This is a genomic window from Streptomyces sp. NPDC004610 (genome assembly GCF_040609715.1).
Classification (GTDB): Bacteria; Actinomycetota; Actinomycetes; order Streptomycetales; family Streptomycetaceae; genus Streptomyces.
On sequence record NZ_JBEXLA010000023.1, the window covers coordinates 125930 to 138676 of the forward strand.

The following is a 12747-nucleotide window of genomic DNA, read 5'->3' on the forward strand; positions in this document are numbered from 1 at the left end:
CGTTTGGAGAGAGAGTTCCCGTGAGCCCGACCAATCGCACCGTGGTCGTCACCGGTATCGGCGCAACCACACCGCTGGGTGGCGACGCAGCCTCGACCTGGGAGGGTCTCGTCGCCGGCCGCTCCGGCGTCAAGACCCTCGACCAGGACTGGGCCGCGGACCAGGCGGTGCGGATCGCCGCGCCGGTGGCCGTGGAGCCCACCGAGATCATTCCCCGGCCGCAGGCCCGCCGACTGGACCGCTCGGCGCAGTTTGCGCTGATCGCGGCCCGTGAGGCATGGGCGGACGCCGGGTTCACCGCCAAGGCGGGCGAGGACGGCGGGGTCGTGGACCCCGACCGGCTCGGCGCGGTCATCGCCTCCGGCATCGGGGGGGTGACGACGCTGCTCGACCAGTACGACGTACTGAAGGAGAAGGGCGTCCGGCGGGTCTCCCCGCACACCGTGCCGATGCTGATGCCGAACGGTCCCTCGGCGAACGTCGGGCTGGCCGTGGGTGCGCGCGCCGGGGTGCACACCCCGGTCTCCGCGTGCGCCTCGGGCGCGGAGGCCATCGGCTACGCCATTGAGATGATCCGCTCCGGCCGCGCCGACATCGTGGTCGCGGGCGGTACGGAGGCGGCGATCCATCCGCTGCCGATCGCCGCGTTCGGCAACATGATGGCGATGTCCAAGAACAACGAGAACCCGCAGGGCGCGTCGCGTCCCTACGACGTCGACCGCGATGGCTTCGTGCTCGGTGAGGGCGCGGGCGTGATCGTCCTGGAGTCCGCCGAACACGCGGCGGCGCGCGGGGCGCGGGTGTACGCGGAGGCGGTCGGGCAGGGCATCTCGGCCGACGCCCATGACATCGTGCAGCCGGAGCCGGAGGGGCGGGGGATCTCCCAGGCCCTGCGGAACCTGCTGGACCGGACCGACCTGGACCCGACGGAGATCATGCATGTCAACGCGCATGCGACGTCGACGCCGGCCGGGGACATCGCCGAGCTGAAGGCGCTGCGGAAGGTGTTCGGGGACGAGGTGGACCACTTCGCGGTGTCCGCGACGAAGTCCATGACCGGGCATCTGCTGGGCGGCGCGGGCGGGATCGAGACCGTGGCGACGGTGCTCGCGCTGTACCACCGGGTGGCTCCGCCGACGATCAATGTGGACAACATCGATCCGGAGGCGGAGGCGAACGCGGATGTGGTGCGGGGGGAGGCTCGGAAGCTGCCGGTGGAAGGGCGGATCGCCGCGCTGAACGACTCGTTCGGGTTCGGGGGGCACAACGTGGTGTTGGCCTTCCGCACGGTGTAGCTCCGCCGGTTCACCTGTCATTCGGCCCGAGCCCCTGAGGGGTTCGGGCCGTTTGGTTCGGGGTGGTGCGGTTTGTGTTTCGGGCGCGGCGGAGTGGGGGCTGGTCGCGCAGTTCCCCGCGCCCCTAAAAGAAGCGGCGTTGCGATGGAGGGCCTTTAGGGGCGCGGGGAACTGCGCGCTCAGCCACAACTCACCTGCACCCGACGAACAACCCGCACCCCCACCCACCCAGGGGCGCGGGGAACTGCGCGACCGGCCACATCCCACCCGCACCCGACGAAACACCACGGCGCGAAGGAGGCTCACCAGGGCGCGCCCGGTAGGGCTACACCACCTGGTGGAGCCACCGTACCGGCGCCCCCTCGCCCGCGTAGCGGAACGGTTCCAGTTCGTCGTCCCACGGCTTGCCGAGCAGGCCGGCGATGTCGGACTGGAGGTCGGTCCCTTCGCGCACGCTGCGCTGGAGCGCGGCGCGCAACCGGTCCTCGGGGATCAGGATGTCCCCGTGGATCCCGGTGACCGCGTGGAAGATGCCCAGGTCGGGAGTGCAGCTGTACCGCTCCCCCTCCGCCGTGGCACACGGCTCCGCGGTGACCTCGAAGCGCAGGAGCTGCCAGCCGCGCAGGGCGGAGGCGAGTTTGGAGGCGGTGCCCACCTGGCCCTTCCAGGAGAACTCCGAGCGCCAGGTACCGGGCGCGGCGGGCTGCCGGATCCAGTCGAGGCTGACGCGCGTGCCCAGCACTCCGGCGACGGCCCACTCGACATGTGGGCACAGCGCGCGCGGAGCGGAGTGCACGTACAGAACTCCACGTGTCGTCACCGGGACCTCCGGGCTGAGCGGGACAATATGTGCGGCGGCTGGGCGGCGGTGGCCGGCAGCCACGTTCGATGGCGAGGCTACCGTGCGGCGGCGCAAGGAGTGTGACGTACCGTCGGTCCCGGGGCCGGGAAACCGTCGCCATTCACCCGGCAGGACGCCTGTGCGGCCGGATGGCGATCCGTGTCAGGTGCCGGGAACCCTCGCGCGTTCTTATGAGGTGGGGACGGTGACCGCGCGAGGAGGGCTTTGTGGGGATCGGTCGGGGTGTGCGGTGGCGTTCGGGGACGTGGGCGTTGTCCCTGTGCGCCGCGGTGACGGCGGTCGTGGTGGGAGTGTCGGGCTGTGATGCCGTGGGCGGGGACGGCTCTGCGGAGGCGGAGAAGAAGGCGCAGCCCGCGCCGAGACCGACCCCGCGGTGGGATGTGAGCCCGGAGTCGGTGGCGGCGGTCGGGGACTCCATCACCCGTGGTTTCGACGCCTGTACGGTCCTGTCGGACTGCCCGGAGGTGTCCTGGGCGACCGGCAGCAGCCCGGAGGTCGAGTCGCTGGCCGTACGGCTGCTGGGCAGCGCGCGGGCGGCCTCGCACAGCTGGAACTACGCGGAGACGGGCGCCCGGATGGCGGATCTGCCCGGCCAGATGGCCCAGGCGGCGACCCGCGACCCGGAGTTGGTGACGGTGATGGCGGGGGCGAACGACGCCTGCCGGGCGTCGGTGCGGGCGATGACACCGGTGGCGGAGTTCCGGCAGGCGTTCGAGGACGCGGTGGCGGCGCTGCGGCGCGGGGCGCCCACGGCGCAGTTGTATGTGGCGAGTGTGCCGGATCTGCTGCGGCTGTGGTCACAGGGGCGGACGAACCCGCTGGGCAAGCAGGTGTGGAAGCTGGGCATCTGCCCGTCGATGCTGGGCGACGCGGACGCGCTGGACGCGGCGGCGACGGACCGCCGGCAGACGGTGCAGGAGCGAGTCCAGCAGTACAACGACGTGCTGCGGGAGGTGTGCGAGGCGGACAAGCGCTGCCGGTTCGACGGGGGCGCGGTGTTCGACTACGAGTTCGGTACAGATCAGCTGAGCCACTGGGACTGGTTCCATCCCAGCAAGGACGGCCAGGCGCGGCTGGCCGAGATCGCCTACCGGGCCGTCACCGCCGAGCAGCGCTGAGCAGCGCCCAGCAGTGCTGAGCGATACCGGGCGGCGGTGGCAGGCTCTAGGGTTTTGATCATGAGCGAACATTTCGGCACCCTGCCCGACGGCACCCGGGTGCGGCGCTGGACCTTCGAGCGCGCGGGCGTACGGGTGCGGGTGCTGTCGTACGGCGGGATCGTGCAGTCGGTCGAGGTGCCGGGCGGGGTGGAGGTGGTGCTGGGGTTCGCGGATCTCGACGGGTATCTGTCGCATCCGGGGCCGTATGTCGGGGCGCTGGTGGGGCGGTACGCCAACCGGATCGCCGGCGGCCGGTTCCCGCTGGACGGGCTGACGTACGCCCTGGCCCGCAACCACGGCGGCAACGCGCTGCACGGCGGGGAGCGGGGCTTCGACAAGCGGGTGTGGGACGGCGAGCCGCTGGCGCACGGGGTGCGGCTCAGCCGGGTCAGCGCGCATGGCGAGGAGGGGTATCCGGGGCGTCTGGAGGTGGCGGTGACCTATGCGCTGGACCCGGCGGGAGCGCTGCGGGTGGTGTACGAGGCGGTGACGGACGCGCCGACGCCGGTGAATCTGACGCAGCACAGCTACTTCAATCTGACCGGCGGGCCGGGGGGCGCTGGCGGGCAGGTGCTGCGGGTCGCCGCCTCGCGCTATCTGCCGGTGGGCGCCGATGAGATCCCGACGGGCACGGAACCGGTGGAGGGCACCCGCTTCGACTTCCGTACCGCCCGTACGGTCGGGGCGGGGTACGACCACAATCTCGTCCTCGACAAGGGTGTGACCGCCGGGCCGGTGGAGGTCGCGGAGCTGTCCGACCCGGTGTCGGGGCGGTTTGTGACGGTGGCGACGACGGAGCCCGGTATCCAGCTCTACGCCGCCGACCGGTTGGGTGAGCCGTTCGCGCCGGGCGCCGGGATCGCCCTGGAGACCCAGCACTTCCCGGACTCGCCGAACCGGCCGGAGTTCCCGGACACCGTGCTGCGGCCGGGCGGGGTGTACCGCTCGGAGACGGTGTACGGGTTCGGCGCGCGCTGATCCGGTCGGAAGCGGTGTGCGGGTGCGGCGCGCGGTGGTCCGGGGAGGGCGCGTGAGCCCCGGCCCGGGTGTCAGGTTCCGGGCCGGGGCTCACCAGCGGGACGAATCGCCCTCGATCAGACAGTAGTCGTCACGGTGAGCGCGCGGTCGATGATCGAACGACCGGCCTGGATCTCGTACGAACCCTTCACAAACGACCAGGAGGCGGTCGGTTCGTGCCAGATCTCGAAAGCGCGGCGGGGTAGTTCGATCACGGCGTCGGCGCTTTCGCCGGGGGCGGCCTCGACGGAGGCGAAACCGGCCAGCCAGCGGGCCGGGCGGTCGGGGTCGGGGTCGGTGGGGGCGAGGTAGAGCTGGACGGTCTCGCGGCCGGGGCGGTCGCCGGTGTTGCGGACGCGGACGGTGACGGTGCCGCCGTGCGCCTCGATCGTCTCGTAGGCCCAGGTGGTGTAGCCGAGGCCGTGGCCGAAGGGGTGGACGGGGGTGCGGCCGGCGCGTTCCCAGGCGCGGTAGCCGATGAGGACGCCCTCGCGGTAGTCGAGGACGCCGTCGGTGGGGGTGACCTCGGTGACGGGGGCGTCGGCGAGGGTGCCCCAGGTGGTGGGGAGGCGTCCGCCGGGTTCCTCGGCGCCGGTGAGGACCTCGGCGAGGGCGGCGCCGCCCTCCTGGCCGGGGAACCAGGTGAGCAGCACGGCGGCCACCTCGTCGCGCCAGGGCAGTTCGACCGGGGACCCGGCGTTCACGACCACGACCGTGCGCGGGTTGGCGGCGGCGACCGCGCGGACCAGGTCGTCCTGGCGGCCGGGCAGGGCGAGATCGGTGCGGTCGAAGCCCTCGGACTCCACCCGGTCGGTGGTGGCGACCACGACGACGGCGGTGTCGGCGGCGCGGGCCGCCGCGACGGCCTCGGCGATCAGGGCGTCGGCGTCGCGCCGGGGTTCCTGGTGGGTGAGGGAGAAGGTGATGATCTTCAGCGGGAGGTCCGCGGGCAGGGCGACGACCTGGGTGAGGGAGACCTCGACGGGTTCACCCGCGGTGAGGTCCACCTCGGCGCGGGGCACCGGGGGGCCGAAGAGCGCCTCGAAGGGGTCGCCCTCGGAGGGTGCCTGGAGGGCGTCGAAGTGGGTCCGGCCGCCGAGGGTGAGGGTGAAGGCGCCCGCGCCCCGGATGCCGAAGGTGTGGGTGCCGGTGGTGCGGGGGGTGTAGGTGCCGGTGAGTTCGACGGTGTGGAGGCGGTCGTGGGTGACGCCGCCGGGCAGATCGCCGTCCATCCACTGGAGGTGGCCGCTGGGTGCGGAGGCGGTGCCGAGGATCTCGCCGTCGGCGTCCCGGCAGACCGTGCGGAGGGTGAAGCCGCGGTCGGCGACGGCCATCTCGGTGCTGGGGTCGGCGCCGACGGTGTAGGTGAGGGCGCCCTCGGGGAGGGCGGCGGTGAGGCCGTCGAGCGGGGAGACGGTCCGGGCCGGGAAGACGGTGGCGGAGCCGCCGCCGAGGATCCGGGCGTCGCGGGCGGCGGCGCCGGACAGGGCGACGGTGGCGCCGGGTGGGAGGGGGAGGACGGGGCCGCCGGTGCCGGTGGGCTCGTTGCGGACCAGGACGAAGGAGCGGCGGGCGATCTCGCGGGCCAGGGCCTCGCCGTCGACCGGCGCGGGCGGGGTGGTGACGGCGGGTTCGGCGCCGTCCAGGATCCCGACGCGGGCGGCGAGCCGCAGGACGTTGCGGACGGCGGTGTCGACGGCGGCCTCGGGTACGGAGCCGTCGCGGACGGCCTGGGCGAGGGCGGGGCCGTAGACGGTCCTGGGGCCGGGCATGGCGATGTCCAGGCCGCCGGTGAGGGCGGCGGCGGTGTCGCGGGCGGCCGTCCAGTCGGAGACATTGGCGCCGTCGAAGCCCCATTCGCCCCGGAGCACCTCGTTGACCAGATACCGGTGCTCGGTCATGGTCGGGCCGTTGACGGAGTTGTAGGCGGTCATGATGCCCCAGGGGTGGGCGTTCTCGACGATCGCCTCGAACGGGGCGAGATACAGCTCGCGCAGGGCGCGCGCCCCGATCCGGTTGTCGACGGTGAAGCGGTCGGTCTCGGCGTCGTTGGCGACGAAGTGCTTGACGGTGGTGCCGACCCCGCCGGACTGCACGCCCCGGACGTATCCGGTGCCGATCCGGCCGGTGAGGTAGGGGTCCTCGCTGTACGCCTCGAAGTGGCGTCCGCCGAGCGGTGAGCGGTGCAGATTGACGGTCGGGGCGAGCAGGACGTGGACGCCCTTGCGGCGGGCCTCCTGGGCGAGCAGGACCCCGGCCCGCTCGGCGAGGTCCGGGTCCCAGGTGGCGGCCAGCGCGGTCGGGGAGGGCAGGGCGACGGACGGGTCGTCGGCGCTCCAGCGGCGGCCCCGCACCCCGATCGGCCCGTCCGACATCACCAGCGGGGCGAGGCCGATCTCCGGGACCGCGGGCAGCCGCCACATGTCCTGACCGGCGAGCAGCCGGGTCTTGGTATCCAGATCGAGGGCGGCGAGCGCGGCGCTCACGACGGCCTCGCGGGCCGCGTCCTCGCTCCGCTCGGCGGGGCTGGGGGTGGGGGTGGTGGTCGGGTGTCCCGGGGTCGTCGTCATCGGGCGGCCTCCTCGTCGTGGCGTGCGGCTCTCCTCCATCGTGCATCCGATACCTGTAGGTCGGTAGGTTTTGTTATCTCCTCGTTATTTTTCTCCCCTTTCACATCATGCTCATGCCGTACGGTGAGGGCATGAGCGCCAGGGTCAGGAGCGAGGAGCGGCGAGCGGAGATCGTCCGGGCGGCTCTGGAGGTGATCGCCGAGCGCGGTTACCGGGGCGCCAGCCTGGCCGCCGTCGCCGAGCGGGTCGGCCTCACCCAGCAGGGCCTGCTGCACTACTACCCGACCAAGGACGCGCTGCTGGTCGCCGTGCTCCAGGAGCGGGACCAGTGGGACGCGCTGCCGGACACCCGCTGGCGGCTGGACCTGCTGACCTCGCTGGTCGACTACAACGCGATGCGCCCCGGCATCATCCAGACCTTCTCCGCGCTGCTCGGCGAGAGCGTCACCGAGGGCCATCCGGCGCGCCGCTACTTCACCGAGCGCTACACCCGGGTCCGGGAGGCGATGACGGCGGTGCTGCGCGCCGAGTACGGCGACCGGCTGCCGAACGGGCTGACGCCGGAGCGGACCGCGCCGCTGCTGGTGGCGGTGATGGACGGGCTCCAGTACCAGTGGCTGCTGGACCCGGAGTCGGTGGACATGCCGGGCGCGTTCCGGGACTTCCTGCGGCTGCTGGGCGAGGACCCCGGCGACTCCGGCCCCACGGAGACATCACCCGCGTAACACGCTATGGCCAGGGTCACTCCTGTCACGCGATACTGCGGCCTTCCGGTGCCTCGCACCCCACTGCGACGGAAGGACCGAAGTCCCTTGAGTTCCCTGGGTGTTGTACGCGGCGGCGCGCTGGCCGCCGTCCTGCTGGCCTCGCTCGCCGCTCCCGCGCTCCTGGCCTCGGCCGCCGGGACCTCCGCGCAACCGCCGACCGTGGAGGAACTGCGGCTCGACCGGGCGGTGCCGCAGGAGATCCTGCGGCGCTCCGGATTCGACTCCGTGGCGCCGGACTTCGCCCGCGCGCTGGAGCGGGCGCGGTCGTACGCGCAGGCCGAGCGGATCGTCCGGCGGGAGGGGACGGCGCTGTGGGAGCGGGCCGTGGACCGGGCGCAGGGGCGGGGCCCGGCGGGCGGCGATCTGAGCCGGGACGACGACCGGCCGCTGTACTGGGCACGGCTCGGGATGACCCGGGACGTCCGGGCCTGGGAACCGGGGTTCACACTGACCGGGGAGGGCCGGGCGGCGCTGCTCGGGCTGCTGGAGCGCACCTCGCGCGGCCAGGACGGCATCCGCTACCCGAAGGGCGAGGGGACGGCCCGGGTCCTGCTCACCGGCTTCGACCCCTTCACCCTCGACCGGGACATCCGGATCTCCAATCCGTCCGGGGCGAGCGCGCTGGCGCTGGACGGCACGGTGATCGAGACGGCGGACGGCCCGGCCCGGGTGGAGACGGCGGTGTTCCCGGTGCGCTGGGCGGACTTCGCCGAAGGCACGGTGGAAAGGACCCTGCGACCGCATCTGGCGAAGCTCGACCTCTTCGCGACGGTCAGCCAGGGCCGTCCCGGCCGCTTCGACATCGAGCGCACCAACGGCGCCTGGCGCGGCGGCTCGGGCGACAACCTCAACACCGGTACGGCGGGGACCGTCCCGGTCACCGACCCGGGCTCCCAGCCGCAGTGGACGTCGACGACCCTGCCGTACGAGGCGATCACGGCGACGCCGACGGGGCGGTTCCCGGTGCTCGACAACACCTCGGTGACGGAGATCCCGGCCGGGGAGACCCTGCCCGTGGTGCGCCCGGACGGGCCGACCCCGGGGTCGGTGGCGCGGTCGGGCGGCGGCGGGAACTACCTCTCCAACGAGATCGCCTACCGCGCGACGCTGCTGCGCGACCGGCTGGGCCTGGCCGGTGAGCTGCCGGGCGGTCATGTGCACACCCCGGTGCTGGAGTTCGGGGCGGGGAACACCACGGAGGTGACGGATCCGGTGTTCGTACGGAACCGGCTGGACATCGTGGCGCAGGTGCGGGTGATTGTGGGGGTGGGGGTGGGGGTGGGCTGAAGGCCGGTGGGGTGGGGGGTTGGCGGGAGGCTAGGGGGTTTGGCGGGCGGCGTTAGCGGGCCGGGGTCCGCTCGGCCTCCCGCTGCCCCTCCTCCTCGTCGTCGTCCTCCTTGAACCCCTCCCCCAGTAGGTCCCGTGCCATCATCGTCGCCCCCGCCACCGCGCCCGGCATCAGGAAGACCGCCACGAAGGGGATGAGGAAGGCGAGGCCGAGCGGCGTACCGAAGCCCCAGATCAGGCGCTTGCGGGAGCGCAGCAGGGCGAGGCGGTCGCGGAGTTCGACGCCCCGGCGCTGGAGGGCCACGGCGGCGAGTTCCTCGGTGAGGAAGAACCCGGTGACGAAGAAGCCGACGACCGGTACGACGGTCTGGCCGAGCACCGGGATGAAGCCGAGGGCGAAGAGCATGATCGCCCAGATCAGGGCGCGGACCAGGATGCGCAGGCTGTCGCGGGCCGAGATCCACAGCTCGCGCCAGAGCGGCAGCCCGGACTCGGGGGCCTTTCCGTCGGGCGAGACATCGCGGTCGACCTGCTCGGAGAGGTTCTCGTAGAAGGGCTGGCCGACGAGGAGGGTGACGGCGGTGAAGGTGAGCACCGCGAGCAGCAGTCCGAGGGCGAACAGAACGGCCGTCAGAAAGCCGCGGAAGAGGCCGAGCCAGGGGCTCGCCCAGTCGTCGGCGAAGGGGGTGGCCCAGCCGACGAAGTCCTCGCCCCACAGCGCCAGGGAGACGAGCGCCGCCGCGTAGAGCACCAGGGTGACCAGACCCGGGATCAGCCCGAAGCCGTAGCTCCTGCCGTGCCCGGCCATCCAGCGCTGGCCCTTGATGAGATAACCGAAACCCGCCCCGAGATCGTGCATGGGGGAAGCCTACCGAGGGCGGGGTGCGGGGGCCGCTCATGGGGGAAGCGGTCCCCGTCCCGGGGGTGCCGTTGCCGTCAGACCAGGGTCAGCGTGACGGTGATGTTGCCGCGGGTGGCCCTGGAGTAGGGGCAGACCTGGTGGGCCTTCTCCAGCAGGGCCGCGGCGGTGACCGGGTCGGCGTTCGGGATGCGGGCGGTGAGCTCCACGATGAGGCCGAAGCCGTCGTCGTTCTTGCCGAAGCCGACCTTGGCGGTGACGGTGGAGCCGGAGACGTCCGCGTTCTCCTTGCGGGCGACGACGGCCAGGGCGCCCTGGAAGCAGGCGCTGTATCCGGCGGCGAAGAGCTGCTCCGGGTTGGTGCCGGCGCCGGTGCCGCCGAGTTCCTTGGGCGGGCTGACGGTTACATCGAGCGTGCCGTCGTCGGTGGCGACCCGGCCGTCACGACCGTTCTCGGCGGTGGCGACGGCGGTGTAGAGGACGTCGGACTGCTGAATGGGCATGCGGGTTCTTCCTCCTCGGGCCCACCCGGGACTCGCGCCCACGATCCTGGATGGTTTTGGAAAGAAGTTACCGCATGCTGGAATTTGCTAGAAGGGGGTGTGGGCAGGGAGGTCGGCGACGCCCATCTGGGGGACGTCCTCTGCGGTCAGCAGGGTGCGCGCCTGTGCCATCCGGTCGGGCTCCTCAAGCCGGAAGCGTCCCGTCAGCAGTTTCCTGTGGCCGTAGAGAGGGGTGTTGGGCTCGGTGCTGGAGTCCGTTTCCAGACGCCATGGAGTGTTGGCCAAGTCCAGCGTTCCGGGTTTGCGCACGATGCGGCTCGACCAGGCCGTGCAGAGCACCCATCCGGCCGCGGGGGCACCGGTGCTCTGCCAGAGGGCGCCTGGATGGTGGCGGGCGGCGATGTCGAGCAGTGAGACGTCCGGGATGTCATGAAAGGGGATGTAGCCGACCACTGCGGTGTCGCCGAAGTGTCCCGTGGAGGTGTACGCGAGGATCGCCGAGCGGCGAGGAGACCAACTGTGCAGCAGCTTGAACACGGTGACTCGGCCGGTGTCCCGGATTTCGCGCGCCATTCGTGGACTCTCTCTGACGGTGGCCCCCGAGCGCGTCATGCCGGGGGCCGCGTTGCGGGGACGATCGTGGGCTAGGGGTGGTCGCCGCAAGGGACTGGGTCTCCGGGCAGGCCGTCGCTGTCATCGGAGCAGTCGACCCGAGGGGTCATCCAGAGGTCCGCGAGCACCGTGTACCCGGCCTCACGCATGGCTGCGACCGTTCGGGGGATGACGACCCCGGCGTCCTCGTACTCCTTCGACGGGTCGTCCCGCGGGTGGTGGTGGACCTTGGGCCATCCGTGCACCCGGAAGAAGCGGTCGTACTGCGCGGTGTACTCCAGGAAGCAGTGGACTCCGCGATCGACGGTGAGGCTGGGGCTCAGAGGCCCCGTGCCTGCAGGCTTCTGGGCCGCGGTCGCGAGGAAGGCGAGGGTCTGGTCGGCGATCGCTGCCGCCAGTTCCGGCGCAAGGTCGTACGCGGATGCCACTCGGCGGCTGAGGCGGGCGAAGAACGCCGGTTCAATCAACGTCCTTCCCGCGATGGCCTCCGTCAGGGTTGCGGTCATGCTCACTCCTTGTCGGGGATGTGTTCAGTCGGCGTGACCCATGCGTGGGTGGCCGCCTTGGTTCGTGTGCGCTGCGGCGCGCGGCCCGGGAGAAGGGTGGGGACTACGGGGCTGGCTGTTTCGGCTTCTGCGGGTGGGCCGTCGTGGACCAGTTCGACGGCTCCGCCGCTGTCTGCGGCGTACGGGGTGTGGACGACGCGTGGGTGTGCGTGATCGGGGGCTGGGAACCGAGGCGGGCCGCGTTCAGAGACCGGAAGGGGCATGGGTGCGGGCGGGCTAGAGGCAGCGCACGGCCCAGCCGAGGAAGAGACCGCACAGTGTGGACACGGGGATGATCAGGGCAAGCTCTGTGCCGTCAGGGAGTCGGGGCCGGGTCCTCCGGCAGGGCCACAGCGTTGGCACCGCTCAACTCGGGTGCTCCCGGGGCTGTTCGAACGGGTCCAGGTCGCTGCCGGGCACCATGCCCTCCGGGTAGGGGTCCTGGGCGGGGAGGTACATCTCCGGGCTGCACTCCGGGCATCCTGTACAGCCGCCGCCCTGGGGGATCGGACAGGTCATCGGCTCTCTTTCAGAGGGGGTGGGGAGAAGGGCGGTGTCATTGCGCGGGCCTCTCATCGTGCATCCGTACGTAGGCCCGCACGTATCGGTCGGACCAGGCGCAGCAGGCCGCGCAGGCGAAGCCGGGGGCGGTCCGCCCGTTGACGGTCAGCGGGCCGATGAACTGCACGAGCTTGTCTTCGCGACAGAGCCAGCAGACGGAGTACGTCCACCATGGACTCGGGCCGGATGTCATGGCGGGGGCTCCGCCAACGTGTGGTCGGTGAAGGTCCGTTGGTGGCGGTGAGGTCCCGTGGCCGGGGTGTGCCTGGATCTCACTGCGGGTCGGGCCCGTGCTTGTGCTTCGCGAGGTGGACCTCCAAGACCTTCAGGGTGAGGTCAGCGGTCTCCTTCAGGTAGGTGAAGGCGGCGTAGGCCGGTGTCTGCGGGCCGGGTCTCCTGGTCAGGTCCAGGCGGGCGTACGAGGCATGCACCAGCGCCATGACGTCCGGGTCCTGGTCCGCGCCGAGGTCGGTGCGGAGCAGGTCCGACAGGTGCTGAAGCAGGTCTCGGGTCCGAGCCTCGATGTCGGCGCGCGTGGACGTCGAGAGCTCCATCAACCCGGCAACGGCGACGGTGTCCCTGATCCAGCCCGGGTCTATGAGCCCACTGTGTCCATCCGCATGAAGTGCTGCCTCGATCACGCTGGTCACCTCGTTCTCCCCTCGGGGCCGCCGGGGCCGGAATGGGTCTGAGGACGAACGTAGAGTGC

13 protein-coding genes are annotated in these 12747 nt (G+C 72.0%); 5 read left to right on the forward strand and 8 right to left on the reverse strand.

What is annotated here, in order from left to right:
* Positions 1-20: 20 nt before the first annotated feature.
* Complete coding sequence (locus ABZX40_RS25005; protein WP_355731954.1) at positions 21-1295, forward strand: beta-ketoacyl-[acyl-carrier-protein] synthase family protein; 1275 nt, start codon at positions 21-23, stop codon at positions 1293-1295.
* 325 nt (positions 1296-1620) lie between these two features.
* On the opposite strand, the gene ABZX40_RS25010 is transcribed toward ABZX40_RS25005, so the two are convergent.
* The gene (locus tag ABZX40_RS25010) at positions 1621-2115 is read right to left on the reverse strand and encodes a DUF3145 domain-containing protein (RefSeq protein ID WP_355731952.1); all 495 of its coding nucleotides are present in this window, start codon (positions 2113-2115) and stop codon (positions 1621-1623) included.
* A 248-nt stretch (positions 2116-2363) separates the two neighbouring features.
* On the opposite strand from ABZX40_RS25010, the gene ABZX40_RS25015 reads away from it, so the two are divergent.
* Together ABZX40_RS25015 and ABZX40_RS25020 are read left to right on the forward strand one after the other, a co-directional pair.
* Positions 2364-3275, forward strand: a complete 912-nt coding sequence (locus tag ABZX40_RS25015; RefSeq protein ID WP_355731950.1) for an SGNH/GDSL hydrolase family protein — start codon at positions 2364-2366, stop codon at positions 3273-3275.
* A 60-nt stretch (positions 3276-3335) separates the two neighbouring features.
* Complete coding sequence (locus ABZX40_RS25020) at positions 3336-4295, forward strand: aldose epimerase family protein (protein ID WP_355731948.1); 960 nt, start codon at positions 3336-3338, stop codon at positions 4293-4295.
* 116 nt (positions 4296-4411) lie between these two features.
* Here the strand turns inward: ABZX40_RS25020 and ABZX40_RS25025 are convergent, their stop codons facing one another.
* Positions 4412-6904 carry a glycoside hydrolase family 3 C-terminal domain-containing protein gene (locus ABZX40_RS25025; RefSeq protein ID WP_355731946.1) on the reverse strand — a complete coding sequence of 831 codons (2493 nt, stop codon included), beginning with the start codon at positions 6902-6904 and terminating at the stop codon, positions 4412-4414.
* Between the two features lie 113 nt (positions 6905-7017).
* Between ABZX40_RS25025 and ABZX40_RS25030 the strand changes: the two genes are divergently transcribed.
* Together ABZX40_RS25030 and ABZX40_RS25035 are read left to right on the forward strand one after the other, a co-directional pair.
* Positions 7018-7629 carry a TetR/AcrR family transcriptional regulator gene (locus ABZX40_RS25030; RefSeq protein ID WP_355731944.1) on the forward strand — a complete coding sequence of 204 codons (612 nt, stop codon included), beginning with the start codon at positions 7018-7020 and terminating at the stop codon, positions 7627-7629.
* Between the two features lie 87 nt (positions 7630-7716).
* Positions 7717-8958, forward strand: a complete 1242-nt coding sequence (locus tag ABZX40_RS25035) for a pyroglutamyl peptidase (RefSeq protein ID WP_355731942.1) — start codon at positions 7717-7719, stop codon at positions 8956-8958.
* Positions 8959-9010: 52 nt separating this feature from the next.
* Here ABZX40_RS25035 and ABZX40_RS25040 read toward each other — a convergent pair whose 3' ends face one another.
* The 6 genes from ABZX40_RS25040 to ABZX40_RS25065 all read right to left on the reverse strand — a co-directional run bounded on the left by ABZX40_RS25040 (position 9011) and on the right by ABZX40_RS25065 (position 12688).
* Positions 9011-9817, reverse strand: coding sequence for an EI24 domain-containing protein (locus ABZX40_RS25040; RefSeq protein WP_355731940.1), 807 nt, complete (start codon positions 9815-9817; stop codon positions 9011-9013).
* 77 nt (positions 9818-9894) lie between these two features.
* Positions 9895-10320, reverse strand: coding sequence for an organic hydroperoxide resistance protein (locus tag ABZX40_RS25045; RefSeq protein WP_355731938.1), 426 nt, complete (start codon positions 10318-10320; stop codon positions 9895-9897).
* Between the two features lie 87 nt (positions 10321-10407).
* Complete coding sequence (locus ABZX40_RS25050; RefSeq protein ID WP_355731936.1) at positions 10408-10893, reverse strand: hypothetical protein; 486 nt, start codon at positions 10891-10893, stop codon at positions 10408-10410.
* A gap of 71 nt (positions 10894-10964) precedes the next feature.
* On the reverse strand, positions 10965-11438 hold the full coding sequence (locus ABZX40_RS25055) for a hypothetical protein (RefSeq protein WP_355731934.1): 474 nt from the start codon (positions 11436-11438) through the stop codon (positions 10965-10967).
* Positions 11439-11843: 405 nt separating this feature from the next.
* Positions 11844-11996, reverse strand: a complete 153-nt coding sequence (locus tag ABZX40_RS25060; RefSeq protein WP_355731932.1) for a hypothetical protein — start codon at positions 11994-11996, stop codon at positions 11844-11846.
* A 314-nt stretch (positions 11997-12310) separates the two neighbouring features.
* Positions 12311-12688 (reverse strand): hypothetical protein, encoded by a 378-nt coding sequence (locus tag ABZX40_RS25065; protein ID WP_355731930.1) that lies wholly within the window; start codon positions 12686-12688, stop codon positions 12311-12313.
* Positions 12689-12747: the final 59 nt, after the last annotated feature.